Genomic DNA, 23,424 nt, shown 5'->3' on the forward strand with positions numbered 1-23,424 from the left:
GGCGGTGGGCGGGACTCGAGTGTCCTGGGGGACGGGCCCGGACCCGGGAGGTGAGGTGTCTGTTTGGGGTTGGGTGTGTGTGCCGATGGGGTCGAGTGCGCTGGGGTCCGCCGCAGTTGGACGGTTCGCGACCCGCGGGTTCGATCCGGAGTGCGGGCCGTCTGCCGAGGGGGAGGCGGTGGGCGGGACTCGAGTGTCCTGGGGGACGGGCCCGGACCCGGGAGGTGAGGTGTCTGTTTGGGGTTGGGTGTGTGTGCCGATGGGGTCGAGCGCGCGATATGGGTGCGCGGTCCACGGATTCGCGACGATCGGGCTGGCTTCGGTGCTCGTGCCGTCCGCCGCGGGGCGAGCGGGTAGCGGAGCGTTCGGTGCGGGTGGCGTATTGCCGAGCAGCAGGCCGGTGCGGGAGCGTGCCGGGTCCTCGGGCGGGTGTGTATGTGCGACCGGAGGTCCGAAGGTTCCGTACGAGTCCGCCGCCGTTCTCTCGTGCGCGATCCTCGGATGGTGAGCGAGGTTCCGGGCGGGTACTTCGGACTCCGGCTGCGGCCCAGCCGACTGGGTGGTCGAGCTCGACGCCGACTGCGCGCTGTCCGGGGCTCGGGAGCCGGGAGCGGAAGGTGGAGTTTCCGCAGTGGATCGTGTGGCGCGGGACGACTGCAGATTCACGAAGAGACTGCCTGCGCGGCGGGGCTGGGTCGCTTCCGTCGTTTTCTCGGCACCGCCACCGACGGCTGCCGAGGAAACCCCGGTGAGCCGTTCGGCCGCCGTCGCGGATGCGCTCGCGGCCGTAGCGGCGTCGATACGCGGAACGGGCATGGTAGGCGCGGTGGGCGGGCCCGCCGACGAGATCGCCTGCGGAATGGGCGGATTCATGCCGATCGGAGCCGTCGCGGGCGCGGCGGGAGCCGGAGGCTCCGGGGCGACCGGTGTGGGAGCGGTGGACAGTTCCACGACCAGGTTCGCGAAGTTCGGTGGTCCCTCGCCGATGCTGCACCACAGCACGACGCGACCGTTGGGCCGGTGCTCGACGACGATGCCGTAGTTGCCCGTCCACGACTTCTGCGTGCCGAATTCGTCCACCCAGACGGGGGTCAGTGTCACCAGGGTCACCGGCGCGGTGGGCGTGACGGCGAAGCTGACCCCCGCGGCCAACGCGTCGCTCCACGCGTCGACTCCGGCGAGTGAACGTCCGTGCAGGTCCAGATAGCCGTCGACGACCGACAGACCCATGCCGAGCCCACGCAGCCCTGCGGGCGGTGCGGCGGAGATCATGGTCAAGGCGATGGTGGTGGGCGCGGGGCCGACTTGCTCGGTGTACATCGGGTAGACCATGCTGCCGTGCCAGCGGATCGGATCCGCGCTCTGGTAACGCGCGGCCAGCGGCAGCTCTTCGGGCGTATTCCGGGCAGCCCACGACGAATACCGCTCGTTCACTGTCGCGCGCCTGCCTTTCCACCCGATCCCGACCGCCGCCCCCGCGCCGGGCAGCGGGATATACCGTACTCGCCGCGAACCGGAACTGCGCCGCGATCCCTGGCGGTAGGTAATGCCCCGAGCCCCAACGCTACCGGGTAGTTCACGCCATTTCCCAATGGTGCGTAGTGGCGAGCCGGGCGCGGAATCGGGCGGCGCACGCGTGTGCGGACCCTGTTGTCGATATCCGAAGCGAGGAGAAGGATCGCATCGGCGACGCCGCTGTCCCGCGCTGCCATGGGCGAACGGTCCGCTGCGACCGGCGCTTCCGGAACCGGCGGACGGAGTGCCTGTGGCGCTTAAGGGTGATCGGAGCGCTTTTCCGGAACGCCGAACAGCCGACCAAGCGCTTGCTACGCTCGATCGATGATCTCCACGGTGGTCTGGGGAACCGGCAACGTCGGCCGGGCGGCCATCCGGGCCGTCGACGCGCACCCCGCGCTGCGTTTGACCGGGGTGCTGGTGCACGATCCGGCGAAGGTCGGCCGCGATGCGGGCGAACTCGGCGGGCTGGATCGGGACTTGGGCGTCGCCGCGAGCGATGATGTCGGCGCCGTTCTCGGCGCACGCCCGGACGCGGTGGTCTACGCGGCCTCCGGCGACATCCGGCCGGACGACGCGCTCGCCGATATCGTGCGCGCGCTGCGCGCGGGCGCGGTGGTCGTCACCCCGGCTCTCTACGCCCTCTACGATCCGCGCAACGCACCGCCGGAGGTACGCGACCTGGTACTGGCGGCGATCGCGGAGAGCGGCGGATCGCTGTTCGTCTCCGGTATCGACCCCGGGTGGGGCAACGACGTACTGCCGCTGCTGATCAGCGGGCTCGGGAGCACGGTGGAGACGATCCGCTGCCAGGAGATCTTCGACTACTCCACCTACGACCAGCCGGACTCGGTGCGCTACCTGGTCGGCATGGGGCAGCCGATGGACTATCAGCCGCCGATGCTCGCGCCGTCGGTGCCGACCATGGTGTGGGGCGGGCAGATCCGGCTGATGGCACGGGCGCTCGGTGTCGAACTCGACGAGATCCGCGAGACGCTGGATCGGCGCTCCCTCGACGCCACCGTCACCACGACGTCCATGGGTGAATTCGAGGCAGGCACCCAGGGCGCCGTGCGTTTCGAAGTGCAGGGCATCGTCGCGGGGCAACCGCGACTGGTCGTCGAACACGTCACCCGCATCCATCCGACGTGTGCGCCCGATTGGCCCGTACCGGCCGATGGCGGCGCGGGCGCGCACCGGGTGATCATCGAGGGGCACCCGCGCATCGAAGTGACCGTCGAGGCGACCGACGAAGACGGCAACCGCTCCGCGGGCGGGAACGCCACGGCCGTCGGCCGGCTGGTCGGCGCAATCGACTGGCTGGTGGCGGCGAAACCCGGACTCTACGACGCACTGGATGTCCCGTTGCGTCCCGCCGTCGGCAAACTCGGAAGGAAGCACCCATGATCATCGACGTTCCCGAGGGCAAGGATCCGATCGGCTACGTCTGGGGTGAGATGGTCCCCGGCATCGGCGTCGCCGCCTCGAATTTCTCGCTGTCGGTGTACTCGCACAGCACGCTCGGCCTGCGTGAGTTCGAGGCGGCCCGGCTGCGCATCGCCCAGATCAACGGCTGTCTGTTCTGCATGGACTGGCGCACCGAACGCGACGGGGTGAAGGTCGAGCCCGAATTCGCCGACGCCGTCACGAACTGGCGCACCACCGACGCTTTCGACGAACGCACCCGGCTCGCCGCCGAATACGCCGAGCGTTACGCCACCGACCATCACAACCTGGACGAAGAGTTCTGGCATCGGATGCTCGCCCGCTACAGTCAGGCCGAAGTCGTCGAACTGAGCATGAGCATCGGCTCATGGCTGGCGTTCGGCCGGTTGAACCACGTGCTCGGCTTGGATTCGGTGTGCGTGCTGCCCGGCCATACCGGCAACCGGTGAACCGGCGCCGAAAAAGCTAGACCGGCATTCTCGACACCCACGCGGGCTGCCCGTCGACCAGGCCCAGTTCGAACTCCTCGGGCGCGTCGAGCACGGCGCCGAGTTGGCGGAGCGCTCGATCGGCGGAGATTTCCGCCGGGAAACGGATGTATTCGAGGGTGGCGCCGGATATCCGGGCCCGGAATCGGTACCGGAATTCGACCTGACCCGCGTAGGTCAGCGCGATTCGACCCTGCCAGTCGATGTCGTGCCTGCCGTCGGATCGCCGGGTGAACGACACTTCCTGGTCGGCGACCGAGTCGTGCCCGAGCAGGTAGATGTTGAACGCAAGGTATCCGACGTCGTCGGCGTGCGCGAGGGGCAGCGGGTCGACCGTGAGGCGCTGCGGTTGTTCGGATTTCAGTCGAAAGGGCCGGCCCGGCGCCGCGGCGCGCAGGCCGGTGGCGTCGTCCTCGCCCCAGTACGTGGACGACAGCGTGCAGCTGTGATAGTTCTGCCACACGATCGGCGACAGCCAGTCCTCGCCGTCCTCCTCGCCGTGAGCGGGGTCGCGTTCGGCGTTGTACGCCGCGGAGCGCAGGTGCAGATCGAACCACAGGCTGCCGGCCTGGTCCATGCGGCCGGTCCACGCGAACTCCTCGATCGCGTGCCCTTCCGGCCACGGATTGCCCGGGAACACAATTCTCCCGGCGGGCGAAAAACGCACCAGGTCGGTCCTTTCCATGCCGACACACCCTAGCGACCGAGGCCGACAAACTCGATACGCCAGATCAGGGAAGCCGCGACCGGACCGGTCGTGCCTCAGGCGTTGGCCGGCGCCTCCTGCTCAGGCTGGTCGGCGGGCGGCTCGTCCACCGTCCGTTTCGGCCCGGTGAACCAGGTCCGAGCCGACGCCAGCCACCAGATGCCGATCGCGCCCACCACGCCGACCAGGGTGATCGGTGCGTAGTTCACTGTGTTCCAGGTGAATTCGCTGTGCCACGGATAGCCGCGGGCGTCGGTGGGCAGGATGAACAGGAAGCTGATCAGCACGATCCAGATCAACGCGACCACTCCGACCGGGCGATACCACGCGCCCAATCGCCATGGGCCGGTGCGGAATCGGCTCCCGTGCCGCTGCCGCAACAGGATCGGAATGCCGTAGGCGATGTAGAGACCGATGGTCGCGACCGAGGTCGCCGCCGCGTAGGCGGTCGGTGCGTTCGCCGCGGGCACCAGCATGGACGGAATCAGCAGCACGAACGCGAAGAACGAGATGAACAGCACCGCGTGCACCGGTACCTTGCGCGTGGAAAGCCGCGACCAGAACCTCGACCCCGGCACCGCGCCGTCCCGCGCGAACGCGAACAGCATGCGGGAAGCCGAAGTCACCGAGGCATATCCGCAGAACAATTGCGCGACCGCCGCGATGATCAGCAGCGAACCCGACCAGAAGCCGTTCAGCGAGTTCTCCAGGATGTAGATCACGGGATAGCCGCTGTTCTTCGCGGGATCCAGCGCGTCGTCCAGATTCGGGATGGCGAACGTCACCGCCATGATGAGCAGATATCCGGCGATCGCCGACACGACGATCGTGTTGATGATCCCTTTGGCCGCCATCCGCGACGCGTCGTGTGTTTCCTCCGACATATGCGCGGAAGCGTCGTAGCCGGTGAAAGTGTATTGCGCGTGCAGCAGGCCGAGCAGGAAGCTGAACGCGACCCCGCCGAATCCGATCGCGCTGTTGTCCACCGTCTCGGTGAAGACGAATCGGGCACTTTGGTGGTGTTCCGCTCCGAAGCCGAGGACGACCACGAAGATCGCCACACCACCCACGTGCCACCACGCGGACACATTGTTGATCACCGCCGACAGATGCGGGCCGATCACGTTCAAGACGGCGTGCAGGACCAGGATGGCGGCGAACACCAAGAAAATCGCGGTGCGGTCGGTGCCGATGTCGATTCCGACGACGTTCAACACCACGGTGGTGAAGATGGCGGCGCCGTAATCGATCGCCGCGGTCACGGCGATCTGCCCGATCAGGTTGAACCATCCGGTGAACCAGCCCCACACCGGTCCGCCCAGTTCGGCGGCCCACCAGTACAAGCCGCCGGAGGTCGGGTAGGCGGAGGCCAATTCCGCCATGGCGAGTCCGACGAACAACACCATGAGCGAGACCAGCGGCCACCCCCAGGCCATGGTGATCGGGCCGCCGTTCGCCAGACCGATGCCGTAACTGGCCAATCCGCCGGTCAGGATGGACACGATCGTGAAGCTGATGGCGAAATTCGAGAAACCCGACCATGATCTGGCCAGTTCCTGCTTGTAGCCCAGTTCGGCGAGCCGACGTTCGTCGTCGGAAGGGGGTCGGATCTCGGTCATGTCGTGCTCCCGGGTCAAAACGCTGCCCTCATACCGCGTTTGCCAGAAGATCAGTGTGAAGTACGGATCGGTCACCCGCAGCGCAACCAGCAAATTCGTGGAACGGTGGCCCACGCGGCCGCCGGGTGGACGCCGAACGTAGCGTGAAGCCATGAGCGAGCGACTGGTGGTCATCGGCGGTGACGCGACCGGAATGTCGGCGGCCTCGCAGGCGCGCCGGATGAAGAACGCCGACGCGCTGGAGATCGTGGTCTTCGAACGCGGCGGGTTCACCTCCTACTCGGCCTGCGGCATTCCGTACTGGGTCGGCGGTCACGTCGTCGACCGGGATGCCCTGATCGCCCGCACGCCCGAGGAACATCGGTCCCGCGAGATCGACTTGCGGCTGCACACCGCGGTCACCGAGATCGATGCCGAGCAGGCTCGCGTGCGCTATCGCGACCGGGAAACCGGCGCGTCGGCATGGATGTCCTACGACCACCTCGTCATCGCCACCGGCGCCCGCCCCGTCCGGCCGCGGCTGCCCGGTATCGACGCGAACGGTGTGCACGGTGTGCAGACGCTCGACGACGGGCAGGCGCTGCTCGACACGCTGGAGCGGGCGCGCGGCAACCGCGCCGTCGTGGTCGGGGCCGGTTACATCGGCGTGGAGATGGCCGAGGCCCTCATCCGGCGTGGCTACGACGTCACGATGGTCAACCGCGGCTCGGAACCCATGTCCACGCTCGACCCCGACATGGGGGCTCTGGTGCGCGACGCGATGTGCGGAATGGGCGTCAAGGTGGTCGGCGACGCCGAGGTGTCCGAGTTCCGGACGGATGACGACGGCCGGATCGCCGCGGTCGTCACCGACACCGCGGAATACCCGGCCGACGTGGTGGTGCTCGGCATCGGCGTGCGCCCGGAGACCGAGCTGGCCCGCGCCGCCGGTCTGCCGGTGGGGGAGTACGGCGGGCTGCGGACCGATGTCGCCATGCGGGTACGCGGGCACGAGAACATCTGGGCGGGCGGCGATTGCGTCGAGGTGCTGGACCTCGTCTCGGGCCGGGAACGCCACATCCCGCTCGGCACCCATGCCAACAAGCACGGTCAGATCATCGGCGCGAACATCGGCGGGGGATACGCGGTCTTTCCCGGCGTCGTGGGCACCGCGGTCAGCAAGGTCTGCGAACTCGAGGTCGCCCGCACGGGTCTTCGGGAGAAGGACGCCAGGGCAGCGGGCCTGCAATACGTGACCGTCGCGGTCGAATCCACCAGCCGCGCCGGCTACTACCCGGACGCGGCGCCGATGACGGTGAAAATACTCGCCGAGCGGCTCACCGGACGCTTGCTCGGCACCCAGATCGTGGGACGGGAGGGCGCGGCCAAGCGCGTCGACATCGCCGCGGTCGCGCTGACCGCCCGGATGACCGTCGATCAGATGACGATGCTCGATCTCGGTTACGCACCGCCGTTCTCCCCGGTGTGGGATCCCGTTCTGGTAGCAGCGCGCAAGGCCGTCACCGCTGTGCGCAAGCGCGGGTAGCCCGCTCAGCCGAAGATTTCCAGCAGCTCGGTCTTGCCGAACATGACCGCGGCGTCGCGGGCCGACGGGGTGCCCGCGTCGGGGTCGGCGCCCGCCGCTGCCAGTTGTCGCACGATCTCGCTCTCGCCCTTGAAAACCGCCCCGGCCAGCGGAGTCTGGCCCTTGTCGTTGGCGCGGTCCGGATCGGCCGACCGTTGCAGCAGCGCCGCCACGGCATCGGCGTGCCCGTGGTAGGCGGCGAGCATGAGCAGGGTGTCGCCCGCGTCATTGGTGAGGTCGACCGGCACGCCGGCGTCCACATAGGCGGCCAACCTCGCGGTGTCTCCGCGCCGAGCGAAGTCGAACACCTTGGCGGCCAGTTCCAGCAGTTCCGGGTCGATCTCGTCGGTGCTCATCCACTCACTCCTGTCCTGGCCGCGTGATCAGCGCGCCGCCGCCGACTTGCCGAGGTGTTCCCGCACTATGCGCAGATCGTCGACGAACGCTTCGTAGGCGGCGGTACGGTCGGGCGCGCGCAACACCGACGACGGGTGCACGGTGGCGATCGCGCGGAAGTCGGCCGTTTCGACGACCTCGCCGCGGCGTGCGCTGACCTTGAACATCGGGCCGAGCACAGCCTGCGCCGCGATCGCGCCGAGGCACACCACCAACCGCGGACGCAGCAGATCGAGTTCGGCGTCGAGCCATGCCGAGCAGGCGACCACCTCGGTGCGGCCGGGTTGCTTGTGGATGCGCCGCTTGCCGCGCTCCACGAACTTGAAGTGTTTCACCGCGTTGGTCAGGTAGACCGCGTCGCGGTCGATGCCGACCTCCGCCAGCGCCCGGTCGAGCAGCCGCCCCGCCGGACCGACGAACGGATGGCCTGCCACGTCCTCCTGATCGCCGGGCTGCTCGCCGATCAGTACCACGTCCGCGTCCTGGGGCCCCGCGCCGAACACCGTCTGCGTGGCATGGCGGTAGAGATCGCACCCGTGACAGTCGCAGGCCGCTTGCCGCAGCCGCGTCAGATCCGCGTTCTCGGGGACGTACATCGCGGCGCCGGGCGCCTTCGTCACCATCGGCCGACCTCCTCTGCCCCTCGTGCTGGTGGCGGCTTACCCGTTTCCGCGGCCCTCACGCGACAGTCGCGAATCTGCCTCCCATGTGGTGAACGAGCGGACCCGGGTCGGTATAGTCGCCGCGGATGAGTAGTGTCACCGCCACCGCCGGAACGCCGATGTCCCAGAACCGTCGACTCGCGCGCGCGCTGCGCCCGGCGCCGGTTCTCGCACTCGCGTTCTCCGCGTTCTGTCTGCTGACACCGGTCTGGCCGTTCCACAAGATCACCGGCGGGTTCATCGACCTGCAGGTGTATCGCCTCGGCGTGGACGCCATGCGGCACGGCGCCGACATGTACGGGCAATTGCCGCAGACCACCATCGGAGCGGGTCTGCCGTTCATCTACCCGCCCTTCGCCGCGCTCGCGCTCGGCCCCTTCGCGATGCTGCCCTGGGACGTCGCCGCGTTGAGCTTCTTCGTCTCGTCGGTGGCCGCGTTGGCCCTCACGCTCTATCTGGTGGCGCGGCGGGTGTGGCCGGACGAGTCGCAGCGCCGGCTGGCGGTCTGGGCCACCGCGTGCGCCACTCCGCTGGGGCTGCTGCTGGAGCCGATTCACTCCACGCTGGACTTCGGTCAGGTCAACCTGTTGCTGATGGCCCTGGTCGCCGCCGATTGCCTCACCCACAAGTCGCGCTGGCCCCGGGGCATGCTGATCGGCGTCGCCGCCGCGATCAAGCTGACGCCCGCGGCGTTCGTGCTCTACTTCCTGGTCCGGCGGGACTACCGCGCGGCCGCGACCGCCGCGGTCACCGGCGCGGCCGCCACGGCGCTCGGCTTCGCGATTCTGCCGAAGGAGTCCGTCAAGTATTGGTTCGGCGGCCTGGGCAACGTGTCCGGGCTGAGCGGTTCGGCATTCCACACGAATCAGTCGATTCAAGCGGTGTTCTCTCGTTTCGAAACGCCCGAGCCCGCGTTCACCATCATCTGGTTGATCCTCGGCGCGTTGCTGCTCGCGCTGGTGGTCACCGCCATGCGCCGAGCCGCCGACTTGCCCGCGCTCGCGCTGTCCCTCAACGCCGTCTTCACGCTGCTGGTTTCGCCGATCTCTTGGTCCCACCACTGGGTGTGGATCGCGCCCGCGTTGTTCGCCATGGTCGGTCACGCGTCCCGCCTGCCCGGCAGGCGGGCGATCGGGTGGTGGGTGACGTTCGTGGTGACCGCGGCGATATTCGTCATCGGCCCGCACAACTGGCTGCCCGACGGCGAGCACCGGGAGACCGCGTGGACACCCTGGCAGCATTTCATCGGCAACACCTACGTCTGGTTCAGTGTGGCGCTGGTCGTGCTGTTCCTGGTCGCCCGCAGGCGGAAGGTCGTGTGCGACGGGAGCCCCGCCCGCGAGGAACCGGCCCCCGCGTCCGAGTCCCCGCCCTCAGCGCTGTCGGCGCGCTGAGGAACCGCGGCGGTCTCCGTCGCGTCAGCCCATGCCGGGAGCGGACGGCGCGACGAAGAGGAAGCTCTTCTCCTCGACGCGCTGCTTGATCCGCCACTGTCCGTCCACGCGGACGAACGCGTCGTGGTACCAGAGACCGCACAGCATCATCGTCGGCGGTCCGTCGCCGCCGGACACGAGCATCGGGTTGTGACACATCGTCCGCCCGGTGGCGGTGTCACCGTCGACCCGGATGGACGAGTTGCTGATCAGGTGTTGGAAGGCCGGGAAGTTGGGCAGGACGGCGGCCAGGAACTGCTTCGTCGCCGCCAGATCGCCCACCGATCCGCCCATGGCCGAGTAGTCGATGTGCGCGTCCGGGGTGAACACCTCGTCCAGCAGGTCCCACTGTCGAGTGTCGACCGCGTGCGAATACCGCACCATCAGGTCTTCGATCTCGAGTCGATCCGAAATCTCCTGCAACGACAGCATGCCTGCCTCCCGATTGACGTCGATACCGGGTAGATGCCACCAGGATTCGGCGTGCGAGGCAAGGTCCGCGCGGTCAAGCCTTGCGCGGCAGGATGTTCAGCACGAGTGTGAGCCCCGCCACGATGCTCACACAGGCCACGAGCGTGGTGAACGCCGATTGGGTGAGCGCGGCGATGCCGATCGAAAAGGCAAGGCACGTGGTCAAAGCTAGCGCGCCGGTTCCCGGTTCCACACCGGCGATGCGGGTTGGTCGGTGATCCGTCATTGCTATGTAATACCCACCGCAGCCCGTTACGAAACCGTGATGCCGACTGATTTTCCGCCGGGGCGTGCCAGCAGGTCAGCGCCCGATGGCGGCTCGGGCAGGATCGAGTCGTGACCGTCGCTGTGCAGACCCTCCTCGCCGAGGACGACATCCGTTCCGCCAACGCCCTTTTCCGCACGGCCATGGTGGGCTTGCCGCCGCTGACCCCTACCGCGGAGCTGTCGGAGCCCGGTCGCACGCTCGGCGCCTACATCGATGGCGAACTGATCGGTACCGCGGAGTCGTACACCAGCAGGCTGGTTGTTCCCGGCGGCGCGCGCCTGCCGCACGCGGCAGTCACCCACGTCGGAGTGCTGCCGACCCACACCCGCCGCGGGGCGCTCACCGCGTTGCTGCACCGTCAGCTCGCCGACATCGCCGAACGCGGCGAAGCGGTCGCCACGTTGCGTGCGTCGGAGGGTGCGATCTACGAACGGTTCGGCTACGGCATCGCCAGCTCGTTCGCGCGGGTGGAGTTGCAGCGCCGTAGGGCCCGGCTGCGTGACACGGTGGCGGCGTCCGGTCCGGTGCGTTTCATCGACGGCGCCGCGGCGTGGAAACTGCTGCCGCAGATCTACGCGACGGCCGACGTCGTCTGGACCGGCGCTGTCGATCGGCCCGAATACTGGTGGCGGTTGCAGGAATTGCTGAGCACGGAGCCGAACTACTGCCTGGTCCACGGCCCGGCCGGCGCCGAGGACGGGTTCGTCCGCTACCAGCCGGTCGATCCGAGGAGCTGGCTGTCCCGGCCGGAAAAGCAGGTGGTGATCAACGATTTCGTCGCGACGACGCCCGCGGCGTATCGCGGGCTGATCCGCGGGCTGATGTCGATCGACCTGGTCGATACGTTCGTGTTCCCGTTCCTTGCCCTGGACAGTCCGCTGCGCCACCTGCTCACCGACGAACGCGCGGTGCGCGTGCTGTCGACCAGGGACGAGACGTGGTTGCGCCTGGTCGATGTCGGGCACGCGCTGGCGCGGCGCACCTATCGCCGGGCCGCCGCGGTCGTGGTGGAAGTGCGGGACCCGATCCTGACGGCGAACTCCGGCCGCTACCGGATCGCTGTCGACGGCGTGCGACGAGTTCGGGAGAACCCGGATCTCACCACGAGTATCTCCGATCTCGCGGCGGTCTATCTGGGCGGAACGACATGGCGCGAACTGGCTTTCGCGGGACGTGTCGACGAACATCGTCCCGGTGCGGTCGCGGACGCGGGCGCGCTGTTCGCCACCGACTCGTTGCCGTTCTCGGGGACCTTCTTCTGAGCGCGAGGCAGGCGTACAGTACGTACGTACGGTTTGGTAGCGAGCCTCGGAGTGGCCTATGTGGGATCCTCAGCAGTACCTCGCCTTCGACGATCACCGGTCCCGCCCGTTCTTCGACCTGCTGAGCCGGGTCGCCGCGGCCGAACCGCGGGTGGTGGTGGACCTGGGCTGCGGTCCCGGGCATCTCACGGCGGTCCTCGCGCGGCGCTGGCCGGGCGCGATCGTGCGAGCGCTCGACTCGTCGCCGGAGATGGTCGCGGCCGCGCGAGATCGTGGCATCGATGCGACGCTCGGGGCGGTACAGGAATGGCGGCCGAGCGCGGAGACCGATGTCGTGGTCTGCAACGCCGTCCTCCAATGGGTGCCCGGGCATCCGGACTTGCTGGCTCGGTGGATGCGAGAGCTTCCAACGGGCGCGTTTCTGGCCGTGCAGGTGCCCGGAAATTTCGACGCGGCCTCGCACCGGGCGATCCGCCAGGTGGCCGCTCGCGACGATTGGCGCGACAGCCTCGGACGAGCGGGCATCCTCGAGCCGAGGGCGGTGCTCGATCCCGCCGGATACGCCGACCTGCTCGCCGCCGCGGGTGGGGCGGTCGATGCCTGGGAGACGACGTACCTGCAACGCTTGAGCGGAGAAGATCCGGTGCTCGAGTGGGTCGCCGGCACGGCGTTGCGGCCCGTGCGCGGGGCCCTCGATGACGCGCAGTGGCGGGAATTCACAGCGCAACTCGCCCCACTGTTGCGCAACGCCTACCCTCGACGCGCCGACGGCACCACTTGGCTGCCCTTCCGGCGAGTCTTCGCCGTCGCCCAGAAGCGATAGGCCGCAGCGGCGCTCAACGGCCGTGCTCGTGCGCGGTCGACAGCAGCCGGTCGACCCGGCTGCGCAGTTCGCTGGTCAGGGCGGGCATGCCGACCGACGGTAGCTCGGCGGCCACATTGGCGGCGAGAACGCGCAATTTGGTGTTGGTTTCCTGCGACCGCACGCGCAGGATGGCGAACGCTTCGTCGGCGTCGAGGCCATAGACCAGCATGACCGCGCCTTTGGCTTGTTCGATCACCGCCCGCGCGGCTACCGGGTCGAGGTCACCGTCCGCCGTGCCGTCACCGTCGTAGCTCACATGCACGCACTACCCGTCCACGGCGGTTCGACACGGCTTCGCGCGCGGGAACACCGGCGTTGCGGTGGCCTCGGCCGGTGAGGGGTTGACGCGAGCCTCCGGGATCGCGATACTTCGAACGTCATAGCGATTGCGTATAACTTGTCCTGCGGAAACGCGACGGAGACAGATCAATGACGATCCATACGGCAGTCGAAGCATTTCTTCTGGCTCAGGTGGACGACCCGGTCCCCGAAGCCCCCCCGAACTCGGAAAAAATTCTCCAGCTGTTCCGGTATTTCACGTGGTTCGTGATTCTCTCCGGAGTCACCGGGATCGCCTATGCGGGTGGAAGATTCGCCTGGGAAAAATGGAACGGCGGTCCGCTCGCGTCGGCGAAAATGGTCGCGGGCGGAATGCTCGGCGGCGTCATCGCCACCAGCGCGGGGACGATCATGAATGCGCTGATCGGTTGAATCGGTCGGCCGGCGCATCCGAATCCGGCCGCCGCGGTCAGTCGGTAACCTCCAATTCGACCAATTGACCCGGCGTGAAAGACTTTTCGCGCCGGTTGGTCTCGACGCCGAAGACCGCGACCACGAGGTCGCCGCCCGGCTGGACCACTCCTGCTTGGGTGAGGGTGCCGTACCCGACGATGGATTCGCCGACATGATCGGCGAGTTCCACCGCGGGAATTCGAATCGTCCTGCTCACGGGGCACCTCTATCGAGTCGAAGTGTTACTGGCTGCTGTGTCCGAGTTCGCAGGACTCGATCCTAATCCCAGAAAAGCGGCGCAGCACCCCCTGTCGCCGCCGATTCACCGCGCCGGGCCCGCACGGCGGCAAACTACGCCGTCAGGACGGAATTCCATGCGCCATAACGATTTACCTCATGGCCTTGACCGGTTCGTGACCAGCGCGAGCGCGTCGGCGACCTTGGCCTGGAAGTGCGGGCACTCACGGAAGTCCGCGGCGGCGCAGTCGAGAGCGTGCGTAATGGTCTCCAGCGCCGCGGTGGACTGCGCGATCCGGCTGACGAGCTGGTCGCGGTGGGCACGCAGCAAGTCGCGGCGAGCGGAGCGGTCGGACGCCTCGGCGAAGAGCGTGGCGAGTTCCTCCAGCGACAAACCCACCTGCTTGCCGATCAGGATCATCGCCACGGTTTCCGCATCGCCGTCGCGGTAGCGGCGACGGCCCGCCCCGTCCCGCCGCGGCGCGAGCAATCCGGCATCCTCCCAGTGTCGCAGCACATGGGTGGCCAGACCGAACCGCGCCGCGAGTTCACCGATCGGCATGTCGTCGCCCGCCATATCCGCACTCTAGGCGGCGCGGGCGGTGAGCCGCGTGTACAGCCCGATGGGCTGACGCCGCGGACGTACCGCTTCCCGCCGCACGGTCGCCGCCTCGAACGAACGGCGCAACGCGCTGAGCGCGGCCGCCGAGCGCAGGAAACGGAAGTCGTAGATCGCCACGGCGCCGCCGGGTCGCGATACCCGCGCCAGCTCGGCTATCGCGCGGTCGACCTCCGGCCACTCGTGCATGCTCAGGCTCGAAACGACCAGATCGAAGCTGTCGTCGGGGTAGGGAAGCGCGGCCACGTCACCGACCGACAGTTCCACCGCGCCGCCGGACAGCTTCGCGTCGGCGAGGTCGATCATGTGCGGCGACAGGTCGACGCCGTGCAGCCGCAGATCCGGCCGCCGAGAACCCAACTGCGCCAATAATTCCCCCGGCCCGGTCCCCACGTCGAGCACACACGCCCCCGATTGCGCGATTGCGTCGACGTCCGCGGCGATCCGGCGGTACAGGCCCCCGAGCAGCCGGGAAGCCCGCTGGTCGTAGCCGCGGCTCTGCTTTGCTCCGAACGTTGTCATGGTCACCTCTCCTCGTGCTGCGCTCAGCTTGCGAGTTGAGGTCGACCTGAAGTCAAGAGCTGCTTGCGGCGCCGAGTCGCCCAGGCTTGCCACCCGCATCGCGCCTCAGTGGACGACACGGCGATCGCGGGTGTGGCACAAAGGAGGTCCGATGACGACAGTGCCGCCGCGACGGTCGATCCACGTGCGGCGGCGACTGCGACGATCTGCCTTCCTCATGTCGGTTCGCGTGACACTGGGCGGGATGCCTCGCACACCGCCGATCATCGGAGCTGGAGAAGACTTCCAGCCGAGAAGTGCGGCCCCGCCGGAACGCGGCGGGGCCGCACAACAGGCGCTCTCAGATGCACCAGACGGCGCTGCCGAGCGGTATGCAGAAGACTACCGAGCCGAAAACCGGCGTCGCGGCGCCGGACGGCGTCGTTTCGGCGGTAGCGGCGGGAGCCGCGATGACGCCGAAGGAGACGGCCATTGCGGTCGCTGCGACGATTTTCGTGATTTTGGTCGACATTGTGCATCCTTTGACTCGAGTGAAACTTAACTCTGACTCACGAGATTCATGCTTCACCCATAGTCCGGTGAGCACCAGGCAAGGAAACGTCAAGTTCCCCGGCATCACGTAACAGGACGATCACCGATGGCGCTTTTTTCGGGGTAGTGGCAGCCAACCCGGGCGAAAAACCTACCGGCGGATTCTTTTTGCCCACAATCACCGGAATTACGTGCTTCGATATGTGTTCGATTCTCCTTTGCCCAATGGAGACCTGGCTATCTCCGATCGTGTCGTGGAGTGATAGCCGTCGGCCTGATGCGTTGCCACGGCACACGCTGCGTGGATTCGACCGGCGCGGGGAGAGCCGTTCGGTAACGGTGATCGTTACGCCCTCGTAGCGGGGTGGGGCCGCCCGTTGGGCCGCGCCGCCGCATCCGCATGGAGACTTCCCACTGTTGGTGAGTTGGGCCCGAATTCGGTCGGTGCCGCGACCCTAAACTGAGGTAATGGTGCAGCCAACGCCCTGGCAGTCGGACGAAACGCGAGACGACCGGTCCGCCCGGCAGGACCGGGCGGGAAGCGGCGCCGTCGTGCCGGCGAAGGCAATTCTGGCCGCGCTGCGCGGATATTGGGGCTATGTGTGGGCCGCGGTCGGAAGCCTGGTGACGCTCGTGCTGCTGTTCCAGCCATGGCTCACCGCCGCGGGCGCCGATGGCAAGGTCAGCACCAACGCGTTCGGCCGGATGGAGATCACCACGCGGTTCCTCAACGTCTGGTCGCGATCGGCGCCTCCCGGCGCCCGGATCACCGGCTTCTGGGCGTTGCTCGCCTGTGCCGCTATCGTCATCGCGCTTTTCGCGATCGTGGTGAACCTGCGCCTTCGTATCGAGGCGCTGAATCGGCTGGCGACGCTGGCCACGTTGGTCGCCGCACTGTTCGTGGTGTTCACCGTGCTCTACATCAACAGCAAGGGCCCCGAGCTGAAGGCGATGGTCGGACGCAAGACGGATCTGGGCGGGCAGATCGGATCGTTGATGAACTGGGCGTTCGGCAACGGCAAACTCGTCGTGCCCGGTATCGGGCAGGTCGCCTACACGTCCGCGACGCTCACGCCGTGGGCGCTGCTCGCGGGCGTGACTTCGCTGGGCTCGGCGGTCGCCGCCGTCACCCAGTGGGTCCGCAACCGATCGGGCAACCTGTTCCGCCTCCCGTTGCGGATCAATGTCGTCACGTCGAAGCCGTCCGCCGAATCCGAAGACGCGGACTGATCGTCTACCCCCGCGGGGCCGAGTAGACTCGCCCGAATCACTGTGTGAGTACGCAGTCCGAGGCGGTAACGCATGGTCGGCACAGAGGTACTCATTGCCGGTGCTGGGCCGGTCGGGTTGACCGCGGCAATCGAGTTGGCCCGGCGCGGTGTCGCCTGCCGAATCGTGGACGCGCTGCCCGAGCCGCCCCGATACGCGAAGGCCGTGGGCATCCAACCGCGAACGCTCGAGGTGTTCGAAGGGTTGGGTGTCCTGCGCCGGATGCTCGACGCATCCCTCCAGTTGCGTGGCCAGCTGGTGTACGTGAACGGCGCCGAGGTGGCCAGGACGGAACTCACGCTGCCCGCGGACGTCCCCTACGGGTTCATCGGGCTGCCGCAATACGTGACCGAGCGAATCCTGCGGGAGCGATTGGCCGAGACGGGCACCCGGATCGAACGCGCCACCTGGCTGACGACCTTCGAGCAGGACGACAGCGGCGTGCGCGCGGTGCTCGTCGACGCCGACGGCGAACACACCGTCGACGCGCAGTTCCTGATCGGCTGCGACGGAGCGCACAGCATCGTCCGCAAGCGGCTGGGTCTGTCCTTCGGGGGAGCGGCGTTCGCCGAGCAATACATGCTCGGCGATGTCGAACTCGACTGGTCGCTGCCCCGCGGCTACGTCATCCGCTCGACGCACCGCACCGAAGGCGTCACCGATGACCTGCTGGTGTGCATACCGTTGCCGGGACGCGGCCGGTACCGAGTGTCGATGCTGGTCCCCGACGAACTCACCACGGCGGAAACGCCCAACCCCGACCAACTCGTGCACGGATTCGAAGGCGGCCCCACGCCGCGGTTGCACCATATCCAAGCCGTCCTCGACCGCCTCGCTCCCGAGCCGGTCACCGCGTCGAAACTGCGGTGGTCGTCGGTCTTCCGGATCAGTCACCGCATCGTCGATGCCTACGCGCGCGGACGGGTTTTCGTGGCAGGCGACGCAGCGCATATTCATCCGCCCACCGGCGCGCAGGGGATGAACACGGGCATTCAGGACGCGCACAATCTCGCGTGGAAGCTCGCGCTGGCGGTCAGCGGCGACAGTGCACCGAAACTGCCTGCCAGCTACGACGCCGAGCGCAGGCCGGTCGGCGAAGAAGTGGTCGGACGCACCGTGCGCAGTGCACGGGAGGGTATCGGGGCCGGGGAGTCGGACCTGGATTTCGTCATCCGGCGTGAGGCGCAACTGCTGATCGACTACCGCGACAGCCCGATCGTGGCGCGCGCGGCCGACCGCTGGCCGGGTCTGCGGGCGGGACTGCGCGCTCCCGACGCCGCCGGGTTGGTCCGCGGCGCGGTCACCTTTCCGATCCGCCTGTTCGCGCTGTTCGGACGGACCGATCACACCCTCCTGCTCTACGCCGACGACAGCGCCGGGACCGAAATCGGGGCGCTGGCCGATCTTGCCGCAGCGGCGCGCCGCCGAGCGCACCGGCACCTGGACGTGTACCTGCTCGCCGCACCCGGAGCGCGGGTCGACGATACGCTGCTGCCGGTCGTCCGCGACCGTGACGCCGATTTCGCGAAGGCCTACGGTGCCACCGGCGCAGCCGCGTATGTCGTGCGTCCCGACGGATACCTCGGTTACGCGGGGTGGGCGTCCTCGATCGACGATCTGACCGAGTACCTCGGCGCGACGTTCCGCTGACGGCGCCACGCCCATTGTGCGGACGAAGGACCTTCCCCCCTTGCGTGCGACCGACTCGATCGGGTACGCCGGACAACAGGAGGTGTTCGATGCCGTCCGCACACCCGTCCCCGACGCGGACAGAAGAGGTCATCGTGCCGTCGGAGTCCACCCGACTGGCCGGGGTGCTGGCTGTGCCGCCGGAGCGCACCGCGTTGATCGCCTTCGCCCATGGCAGCGGCAGCGGCAGGCGCAGTCCGCGCAACCGGTTCGTCGCCGAGGTCCTCAACCAGGCGGGATTCGCGACGATGCTGGTGGATCTGCTGACCGTCGAGGAGGAAGGCGACCGCGCCCGCGTGTTCGACATCCAGTTGCTCGCTCACCGGCTGGTCGAGGTGACGCACTGGCTGCGGACGCGGCCGGAGCTCGGTGGCCTGCCGACCGGATATTTCGGGGCGAGCACCGGCGCGGGCGCGGCACTGTGGGCGGCGACCGAACCGGGCACCGAGATCGCGGCGGTCGTCTCCCGTGGCGGTCGTCCGGATCTGGCCGGTTCGCGGTTGGGCTCGGTCCGCGCACCGACACTGCTCATCGTGGGTGGCAACGATCGATGGGTGCTGGAGATGAATCGGGAGGCGCAGTTACGGATGCCGTGCCCGAGTGAGCTGGACATCGTTCCCGGCGCGACACACCTGTTCGAGGAACCCGGTGCGCTCGAACAAGTCGCCGACTCGGCGGTAGCGTGGTTCCTCCGCCATCTCACCGTCGTGCGCCACTGAACACCACGGGGAGGTCGTCGGTTCCGGGCGCGACGCGGGTGCCGAAACCGCGGCTGATGTCTTCGAGTTTGGCACAGAGCCAACGGGATTCCGTGCGCGGGGCCCATTCCAGGCGCATGTGCCGCACCTGCAGTGGAATCAGCCGGACCTCCACCGAACCGTGGTCCACCGCCACGAGATACAGCGGATGCAGATCGGTGTGGTACCGCTCGTGGCCGCGGATGCCTTCGTAGTCGTCGATGACGTCGCCGCACCCGTAGAGGATCGGTTTGCCACGGTAGATCTCGATCGGACGCGGATGATGCGCGGAGTGCCCGTGCACCACGTCGACTCCGGCGTCGATCAATCGGTGTGCGAACTGTGTTTCGGTTCGCGTCACGTCGTAGCCCCAGTTCGGCCCCCAATGCACGGAAACGATGCCGATGTCGTTGTCCCGCTTGTGCGCCGCCACCTCGGCGGCGACATCATCGGCCGCCGTGGCGCCGGGGGAGTAGCCCACTCGCCACAGGCCCGGCCGGTCGCGCCGTGCCGACCAGGATTCCGGAACACCGCTGGATCCGGCGGCGACCGACACGATCACCACGCGACGGCCGTCGGCGAGTTCCACCGTGGCGGGGGCACGGGCGCCCGCGAGGTCGGCCCCCGCGCCGGCGCGGTCGATATGCGCGGCGTCGAGCGCTTCGAGGGTGTCGGCGAGCCCGGGAATTCCGAAATCGAGGACGTGATTGTTGGCCAGCGCGCAGACCACCGGTGCGATCGCGGTCAACGCGGGCACGTTGTCCGGATGCATCCGGTAATGAATGCCCTTCGCGGGAGCGAACGCGCCGTCGGCGGTGATCGACGTCTCCAGGTTGAGCAACCGCACCTCGGGGTCGAGCTGGGCGAGCAGCGGCAGCACATCACCCCACAAGTGCCGGTATCCGACCGGATGAGTGAACTCGCCGTGCGCGCGCTCGGCCAGCTCCACGTAGGTTCGTGCGTCGTTGACGTACCGTTCGCGCAGCCTCGGGTCGCCGGGATGCGGCAGGATCTGGTCGACACCCCGGCCCAGCATGACGTCGCCGCCGAGCAGCACCGTCGCCATGTCACCATTGTCGATCATCGCGGCCTCGATGTGAACGCGCCGCTGGTCGCGTGCCGCACCCGAGTATCGGGCGTGACCCGTACTCGCGGACCTCCCGGAGTGGTCGGCTACCGAGTCGCCTGCCGGGCCATCGAAAGCAGCTGCTGCGGGTCGTCGGCGTAGACGGTGGCGATGACGTTCGCTCGCGCGGCGAGATCACGGGCGAGATCGCGGATCTCCTCCGACGCGGCCGGGTCGGCGTCGATCCCGGTCAGCAGATCGCGGGTATGAATCGCGGTAGCCTGCGCGCAGCGTCGCAGGCGTGCTTTCGCGACGGTGTCGAGCGCGGCGGGACTGAGATAGCGCTGAATGTGCTCGCCGCGGTCGGTGACCTGGTTGACGATCGGTTCGGTCGCCGCGTCGGTGAGCCAGCGTTCGGCGTCGGCCGTGATCTCGAAGACGAGATCGTGGTCTCGGATGTCGGTCGGATTGGCGGAGGTGGTCAGCAGGGCCATGCTCGCCCGTCCGATCGCGAGGAACCCGCTCATCGCGTGGGCGAGCAGGATATGCGGGTTTGCTGTCGGCAACTGGTGTAGACGTTCCCCCACGACGGTGACCCAGCAGGCGAGGTGTTCGGCTCCGGTGTCGATCGACGTCGCTGTCGGCATAGCGCGACCATACGCTGTTACCCAGGTGAGATATACGGAGAAACGCTGAAAGTTCGCCAGAAGTCGCGATTGGGCGTGCTCGCCGGCCGGACTCGCTCCGTTGCGCCGCCGCGGCAGCGCCGGAATCGGCGTTCCCTATCGTCGCGTTCATGCTGGCCTCGCCACGACGATCCCGGGGGATACGAGGGCGTGAAGGTCTCTGCCGGAGTGGGTCATCGGGGGCGGAGGCCGGCCGTCGCGTCCGGACTTGGGCGTTAACTGCGATTGTGCCCGTGCTCGACTTCCGAAAAATTCGGCCGCCGTGCCGAAATCGCATTCGCACGTGCATCCGACCAGGAGTCCGGTTGACCGATACGGCCCTTCGAAGTTCGGCTACCGCTCGGATGCCGGATGCCGGATGCCGGATGCCGGATGCCGGATGCCGGATGCCGGATGCCGGATGCCGGATGCCGGATGCCGGATGCCGGATGCCGGATGGCGGATGGCCGGTACCGGCGGCCACGGGTCCGGTGAGTGGGATACGGGTCGTGCTGCCGTCACGTGGAAGCCAGATACTAGCTGTCGAGCGCCCTTACGCGCGGAGGTGGCGCTGTGGGCCGAAGCGCCGTCGCTTCGATGGCCTACCAGCGCACTTCCCGCTATTTGGAACTCATCCTATGTTTATAAAGAGGATAGTAGTACTCTAAACTATCTACCTGCAGTTTCACTATGTGAGATCCGGGCTTCGCGTCGCCGATGGCTCGAATCTATCCAGCGAGGGAGTGTCGCGTGCTGGAAATCGACCACTTCAGTCACGGATGGCTTACGCCCATCGTCGCCTACGTCATGTCGTTCACCGGATCATTGCTGGGACTTCGATGCGTGGCCAGATCTCGTACCGGGTCCGCACGCGACGGCTGGCTGATCGCCGCGGCGGTCGCGATCGGCGGCACCGGCATCTGGGTCATGCACTTCATCGCGATGCTCGGCTTCGCCATCGAGGGGGCGACGATCCGGTACGACGTTCCGATCACCCTGCTCAGCGCCGTGATCGCCATGGTGGTGGTGTGGATCGGACTGCGCATCGCACACCAGCGAGCGCTGGGACCGGTGGGACTGCTGGCCGGCGGCGGGGTGACCGGTCTGGGCGTCGGCGCGATGCACTACGCGGGCATGTACGCCATGAAATCCGACGCGATGATCGGCTACGACGGACGGATCGTCGCGTTGTCCATGGTGATCGCCGTCGTCGCGGCGACCGCCGCGTTGTGGTTCACGCTGCACACCCGCAGCACGCTCGTCACCGTCGGCGCGGCGGCGGTCATGGGTGTCGCGGTGTCCGGCATGCACTACACGGGCATGCTCGCGATGCACGTGCACGAAGCCGAGCACATGCACGCACCTTCCGGGGCCGGCGCGACGCAGTTGCTCACCCCGCTGATCGTGAGCATCAGCCTGGTGACGGTGCTGCTACTGCTGCACCTGGGTGTCACGGAAGTCGACGACGAGAACACCTATGTGCCGCAGGGCCGGCACGCTGCCAGTTACTGGCCGACTCGTGAGTGAACCGACCGGGTAGCGCTTTGTCGCCGGTCGGCCGAATGACGCGGTAGCCCGTTGCCCCGGCACCGCCCGGGGCGCGGCGACGTTTTCACCGCCGCATGCCGGGTACGCGCGCCAAGAGCCGGTTCGCGCGGTGGCCGGACGCTCGCAGTCGAACCAGGAGGTGGCGATGCGCATCGGGTACAAACTGGCGGCCGAGGCATTCGGTCCGAACGAGCTTGTCCGGCAAGCCGTTCGGGCGGAAGAGGCGGGTTTCGACTTCGTCGAGATCAGTGACCACTTCCATCCTTGGCTGGACAACCAAGGGCACTCACCGTTCGCCTGGACAGTGCTCGGAACCATCGCGGCGAAGACCGAGCGGATCGAGCTCGCGACCGGAGTGACCTGCCCCATTCTGCGATACCACCCCGCGATCGTCGCGCAGGCGGCAGCCACTCTGGCGATCTTGTCCGGCAACCGCTTCACCCTCGGTGTCGGTTCTGGTGAACGTCTCAACGAGCATGTCGTCGGCCGGGAATTCCCGCCCGTACGCATCCGGCATCGCATGCTGCGCGAGGCCATCGAGATCATCCGCTTGCTCTGGAGCGGCGGCTATCACTCCTACGACGGGGAATTCCTGAGCCTTTCCGACGCACGGGTCTTCGATCTGCCCGAGACCCTCCCGCCCATCGCCGTCGCCAGCGGTGGGCTGGAGGCGGCCTGCATCGCCGCGGAACTCGGCGACGGCCTGTTCGCGACCGAGCCCGAGTCCGAAATCGTCGAGCGCTACCGCGCGTCGGGCGGCGCGGGCCCCCGATACGCGGAAGTCGGCATGGCGTGGGCGCCCGACGAGGAAACGGCGGCGAAGGCGGTGCTCGATACCACCCGCTGGGCCCTGACGGGCTGGAAGGTGATGAGCGAGTTGCCGAACCCGGTCAATTTCGCCGCGGCGACCACCACCGTCCGGCTCGAAGACGTCCTCGACAACTTCGCCTGCGGGCCGGACCCGGCCCGCTATCTCGATGCCGCCCAGCAGTACACCGATGCGGGCTTCGACCATCTCGTGATGCAGAACGCCGGTCCCGACCCCGACGGCTTCCTGGACTTCTACCGCCGTGAACTCGACAAACCTCTCCGTGCACTGACCCCGAGCGTCTGA

25 protein-coding genes and 1 pseudogene are annotated in these 23,424 nt (G+C 67.9%); 12 read left to right on the forward strand and 14 right to left on the reverse strand.

Going from position 1 to position 23,424, the window contains the following annotated elements:
* Nucleotides 1-1,434, reverse strand: a 1,434-nt coding sequence (locus tag ACIHAX_RS13585; RefSeq protein ID WP_397277575.1) for a hypothetical protein, incomplete at its 3' end; no start/stop codon positions are given.
* A gap of 405 nt (nt 1,435-1,839) precedes the next feature.
* On the opposite strand from ACIHAX_RS13585, the gene ACIHAX_RS13590 reads away from it, so the two are divergent.
* Nucleotides 1,840-2,922: a dihydrodipicolinate reductase gene (locus ACIHAX_RS13590; RefSeq protein ID WP_397277577.1), complete on the forward strand. Its 1,083-nt coding sequence runs from the start codon at nt 1,840-1,842 to the stop codon at nt 2,920-2,922.
* Nucleotides 2,919-3,410 carry a carboxymuconolactone decarboxylase family protein gene (locus ACIHAX_RS13595; protein ID WP_355075281.1) on the forward strand — a complete coding sequence of 164 codons (492 nt, stop codon included), beginning with the start codon at nt 2,919-2,921 and terminating at the stop codon, nt 3,408-3,410. Before ACIHAX_RS13590 ends, ACIHAX_RS13595 begins: the two co-directional genes overlap by 4 nt.
* Before the next feature lie 16 nt (nt 3,411-3,426).
* On the opposite strand, the gene ACIHAX_RS13600 is transcribed toward ACIHAX_RS13595, so the two are convergent.
* Both ACIHAX_RS13600 and ACIHAX_RS13605 read right to left on the reverse strand, forming a co-directional pair.
* On the reverse strand, nt 3,427-4,134 hold the full coding sequence (locus ACIHAX_RS13600; RefSeq protein ID WP_364432317.1) for a hypothetical protein: 708 nt from the start codon (nt 4,132-4,134) through the stop codon (nt 3,427-3,429).
* Between the two features lie 77 nt (nt 4,135-4,211).
* Entirely contained in the window at nt 4,212-5,774 is a 1,563-nt protein-coding gene (locus ACIHAX_RS13605) for an amino acid permease (RefSeq protein WP_364432320.1), read from the reverse strand.
* A gap of 151 nt (nt 5,775-5,925) precedes the next feature.
* Between ACIHAX_RS13605 and ACIHAX_RS13610 the strand changes: the two genes are divergently transcribed.
* Nucleotides 5,926-7,299 (forward strand): FAD-dependent oxidoreductase, encoded by a 1,374-nt coding sequence (locus ACIHAX_RS13610; RefSeq protein ID WP_364432323.1) that lies wholly within the window; start codon nt 5,926-5,928, stop codon nt 7,297-7,299.
* A gap of 5 nt (nt 7,300-7,304) precedes the next feature.
* On the opposite strand, the gene ACIHAX_RS13615 is transcribed toward ACIHAX_RS13610, so the two are convergent.
* Both ACIHAX_RS13615 and ACIHAX_RS13620 read right to left on the reverse strand, forming a co-directional pair.
* Complete coding sequence (locus ACIHAX_RS13615; protein WP_355075288.1) at nt 7,305-7,694, reverse strand: ankyrin repeat domain-containing protein; 390 nt, start codon at nt 7,692-7,694, stop codon at nt 7,305-7,307.
* 27 nt (nt 7,695-7,721) lie between these two features.
* Nucleotides 7,722-8,357, reverse strand: coding sequence for a UdgX family uracil-DNA binding protein (locus ACIHAX_RS13620; protein ID WP_364432327.1), 636 nt, complete (start codon nt 8,355-8,357; stop codon nt 7,722-7,724).
* 125 nt (nt 8,358-8,482) lie between these two features.
* On the opposite strand from ACIHAX_RS13620, the gene ACIHAX_RS13625 reads away from it, so the two are divergent.
* Nucleotides 8,483-9,790, forward strand: a complete 1,308-nt coding sequence (locus ACIHAX_RS13625; RefSeq protein ID WP_397277580.1) for a glycosyltransferase 87 family protein — start codon at nt 8,483-8,485, stop codon at nt 9,788-9,790.
* Nucleotides 9,791-9,814: 24 nt separating this feature from the next.
* Here ACIHAX_RS13625 and ACIHAX_RS13630 read toward each other — a convergent pair whose 3' ends face one another.
* The gene (locus ACIHAX_RS13630) at nt 9,815-10,261 is read right to left on the reverse strand and encodes a nuclear transport factor 2 family protein (RefSeq protein WP_364432333.1); all 447 of its coding nucleotides are present in this window, start codon (nt 10,259-10,261) and stop codon (nt 9,815-9,817) included.
* Nucleotides 10,262-10,334: 73 nt separating this feature from the next.
* On the reverse strand, nt 10,335-10,526 hold the full coding sequence (locus tag ACIHAX_RS13635; protein ID WP_355075296.1) for a hypothetical protein: 192 nt from the start codon (nt 10,524-10,526) through the stop codon (nt 10,335-10,337).
* A 110-nt stretch (nt 10,527-10,636) separates the two neighbouring features.
* Here ACIHAX_RS13635 and ACIHAX_RS13640 point away from each other — a divergent pair, with 110 nt between their 5' ends.
* A complete protein-coding gene (locus ACIHAX_RS13640) occupies nt 10,637-11,830 on the forward strand; it encodes a GNAT family N-acetyltransferase (protein ID WP_397277583.1) in 1,194 nt (397 codons plus the stop codon).
* Nucleotides 11,831-11,888: 58 nt separating this feature from the next.
* Nucleotides 11,889-12,653, forward strand: a complete 765-nt coding sequence (locus ACIHAX_RS13645; protein WP_364432338.1) for a trans-aconitate 2-methyltransferase — start codon at nt 11,889-11,891, stop codon at nt 12,651-12,653.
* A gap of 13 nt (nt 12,654-12,666) precedes the next feature.
* Here ACIHAX_RS13645 and ACIHAX_RS13650 read toward each other — a convergent pair whose 3' ends face one another.
* Nucleotides 12,667-12,951: an ANTAR domain-containing protein gene (locus ACIHAX_RS13650; RefSeq protein WP_355075299.1), complete on the reverse strand. Its 285-nt coding sequence runs from the start codon at nt 12,949-12,951 to the stop codon at nt 12,667-12,669.
* Between the two features lie 173 nt (nt 12,952-13,124).
* Between ACIHAX_RS13650 and ACIHAX_RS13655 the strand changes: the two genes are divergently transcribed.
* The gene (locus ACIHAX_RS13655) at nt 13,125-13,406 is read left to right on the forward strand and encodes a hypothetical protein (RefSeq protein ID WP_355075301.1); all 282 of its coding nucleotides are present in this window, start codon (nt 13,125-13,127) and stop codon (nt 13,404-13,406) included.
* A 37-nt stretch (nt 13,407-13,443) separates the two neighbouring features.
* Here ACIHAX_RS13655 and ACIHAX_RS13660 read toward each other — a convergent pair whose 3' ends face one another.
* From ACIHAX_RS13660 to ACIHAX_RS13675, 4 genes are all read right to left on the reverse strand, one after another.
* Complete coding sequence (locus ACIHAX_RS13660) at nt 13,444-13,644, reverse strand: hypothetical protein (RefSeq protein ID WP_157170965.1); 201 nt, start codon at nt 13,642-13,644, stop codon at nt 13,444-13,446.
* A 177-nt stretch (nt 13,645-13,821) separates the two neighbouring features.
* Nucleotides 13,822-14,241: a MerR family transcriptional regulator gene (locus ACIHAX_RS13665; protein WP_355075304.1), complete on the reverse strand. Its 420-nt coding sequence runs from the start codon at nt 14,239-14,241 to the stop codon at nt 13,822-13,824.
* Between the two features lie 9 nt (nt 14,242-14,250).
* Nucleotides 14,251-14,805, reverse strand: a complete 555-nt coding sequence (locus ACIHAX_RS13670; RefSeq protein WP_355075306.1) for a class I SAM-dependent methyltransferase — start codon at nt 14,803-14,805, stop codon at nt 14,251-14,253.
* Between the two features lie 340 nt (nt 14,806-15,145).
* A complete protein-coding gene (locus tag ACIHAX_RS13675; RefSeq protein ID WP_355075308.1) occupies nt 15,146-15,316 on the reverse strand; it encodes a hypothetical protein in 171 nt (56 codons plus the stop codon).
* A 488-nt stretch (nt 15,317-15,804) separates the two neighbouring features.
* On the opposite strand from ACIHAX_RS13675, the gene ACIHAX_RS13680 reads away from it, so the two are divergent.
* From ACIHAX_RS13680 to ACIHAX_RS13690, 3 genes and pseudogenes are all read left to right on the forward strand, one after another.
* On the forward strand, nt 15,805-16,566 hold the full coding sequence (locus tag ACIHAX_RS13680; RefSeq protein ID WP_355075310.1) for a hypothetical protein: 762 nt from the start codon (nt 15,805-15,807) through the stop codon (nt 16,564-16,566).
* A 72-nt stretch (nt 16,567-16,638) separates the two neighbouring features.
* Nucleotides 16,639-18,255 (forward strand): FAD-dependent monooxygenase, encoded by a 1,617-nt coding sequence (locus ACIHAX_RS13685; RefSeq protein ID WP_397277587.1) that lies wholly within the window; start codon nt 16,639-16,641, stop codon nt 18,253-18,255.
* Nucleotides 18,256-18,341: 86 nt separating this feature from the next.
* Nucleotides 18,342-19,013 (forward strand): annotated as a pseudogene (locus ACIHAX_RS13690) (dienelactone hydrolase family protein); the annotation flags it as partial.
* Here the strand turns inward: ACIHAX_RS13690 and ACIHAX_RS13695 are convergent.
* Both ACIHAX_RS13695 and ACIHAX_RS13700 read right to left on the reverse strand, forming a co-directional pair.
* Complete coding sequence (locus ACIHAX_RS13695) at nt 18,994-20,115, reverse strand: CapA family protein (RefSeq protein WP_364432351.1); 1,122 nt, start codon at nt 20,113-20,115, stop codon at nt 18,994-18,996. The pseudogene ACIHAX_RS13690 and the gene ACIHAX_RS13695 sit on opposite strands and share 20 nt — an antisense overlap.
* 89 nt (nt 20,116-20,204) lie before the next feature.
* On the reverse strand, nt 20,205-20,744 hold the full coding sequence (locus tag ACIHAX_RS13700) for a hypothetical protein (RefSeq protein ID WP_355075316.1): 540 nt from the start codon (nt 20,742-20,744) through the stop codon (nt 20,205-20,207).
* Between the two features lie 768 nt (nt 20,745-21,512).
* Between ACIHAX_RS13700 and ACIHAX_RS13705 the strand changes: the two genes are divergently transcribed.
* Nucleotides 21,513-22,289, forward strand: a complete 777-nt coding sequence (locus tag ACIHAX_RS13705) for an MHYT domain-containing protein (RefSeq protein ID WP_355075318.1) — start codon at nt 21,513-21,515, stop codon at nt 22,287-22,289.
* Between the two features lie 166 nt (nt 22,290-22,455).
* Complete coding sequence (locus tag ACIHAX_RS13710; RefSeq protein ID WP_355075320.1) at nt 22,456-23,424, forward strand: TIGR03557 family F420-dependent LLM class oxidoreductase; 969 nt, start codon at nt 22,456-22,458, stop codon at nt 23,422-23,424.

This window comes from Nocardia sp. NPDC051929, assembly GCF_044548645.1.
Lineage (GTDB): Bacteria > Actinomycetota > Actinomycetes > Mycobacteriales > Mycobacteriaceae > Nocardia > Nocardia sichangensis.

Coding starts and splice junctions, on each gene's coding strand:
- ACIHAX_RS13590 (WP_397277577.1), top strand. CDS start 1,840: ATGATCTCCACGGTGGTCTGGGGAACCGGCAACGTCGGCCGGGCGGCC.
- ACIHAX_RS13595 (WP_355075281.1), top strand. CDS start 2,919: ATGATCATCGACGTTCCCGAGGGCAAGGATCCGATCGGCTACGTCTGG.
- ACIHAX_RS13600 (WP_364432317.1), bottom strand. CDS start 4,134: ATGGAAAGGACCGACCTGGTGCGTTTTTCGCCCGCCGGGAGAATTGTG.
- ACIHAX_RS13605 (WP_364432320.1), bottom strand. CDS start 5,774: ATGACCGAGATCCGACCCCCTTCCGACGACGAACGTCGGCTCGCCGAA.
- ACIHAX_RS13610 (WP_364432323.1), top strand. CDS start 5,926: ATGAGCGAGCGACTGGTGGTCATCGGCGGTGACGCGACCGGAATGTCG.
- ACIHAX_RS13615 (WP_355075288.1), bottom strand. CDS start 7,694: ATGAGCACCGACGAGATCGACCCGGAACTGCTGGAACTGGCCGCCAAG.
- ACIHAX_RS13620 (WP_364432327.1), bottom strand. CDS start 8,357: ATGGTGACGAAGGCGCCCGGCGCCGCGATGTACGTCCCCGAGAACGCG.
- ACIHAX_RS13625 (WP_397277580.1), top strand. CDS start 8,483: ATGAGTAGTGTCACCGCCACCGCCGGAACGCCGATGTCCCAGAACCGT.
- ACIHAX_RS13630 (WP_364432333.1), bottom strand. CDS start 10,261: ATGCTGTCGTTGCAGGAGATTTCGGATCGACTCGAGATCGAAGACCTG.
- ACIHAX_RS13635 (WP_355075296.1), bottom strand. CDS start 10,526: ATGACGGATCACCGACCAACCCGCATCGCCGGTGTGGAACCGGGAACC.
- ACIHAX_RS13645 (WP_364432338.1), top strand. CDS start 11,889: ATGTGGGATCCTCAGCAGTACCTCGCCTTCGACGATCACCGGTCCCGC.
- ACIHAX_RS13655 (WP_355075301.1), top strand. CDS start 13,125: ATGACGATCCATACGGCAGTCGAAGCATTTCTTCTGGCTCAGGTGGAC.
- ACIHAX_RS13665 (WP_355075304.1), bottom strand. CDS start 14,241: ATGGCGGGCGACGACATGCCGATCGGTGAACTCGCGGCGCGGTTCGGT.
- ACIHAX_RS13670 (WP_355075306.1), bottom strand. CDS start 14,805: ATGACAACGTTCGGAGCAAAGCAGAGCCGCGGCTACGACCAGCGGGCT.
- ACIHAX_RS13675 (WP_355075308.1), bottom strand. CDS start 15,316: ATGTCGACCAAAATCACGAAAATCGTCGCAGCGACCGCAATGGCCGTC.
- ACIHAX_RS13680 (WP_355075310.1), top strand. CDS start 15,805: ATGGTGCAGCCAACGCCCTGGCAGTCGGACGAAACGCGAGACGACCGG.
- ACIHAX_RS13685 (WP_397277587.1), top strand. CDS start 16,639: ATGGTCGGCACAGAGGTACTCATTGCCGGTGCTGGGCCGGTCGGGTTG.
- ACIHAX_RS13695 (WP_364432351.1), bottom strand. CDS start 20,115: ATGATCGACAATGGTGACATGGCGACGGTGCTGCTCGGCGGCGACGTC.
- ACIHAX_RS13700 (WP_355075316.1), bottom strand. CDS start 20,744: ATGCCGACAGCGACGTCGATCGACACCGGAGCCGAACACCTCGCCTGC.
- ACIHAX_RS13710 (WP_355075320.1), top strand. CDS start 22,456: ATGCGCATCGGGTACAAACTGGCGGCCGAGGCATTCGGTCCGAACGAG.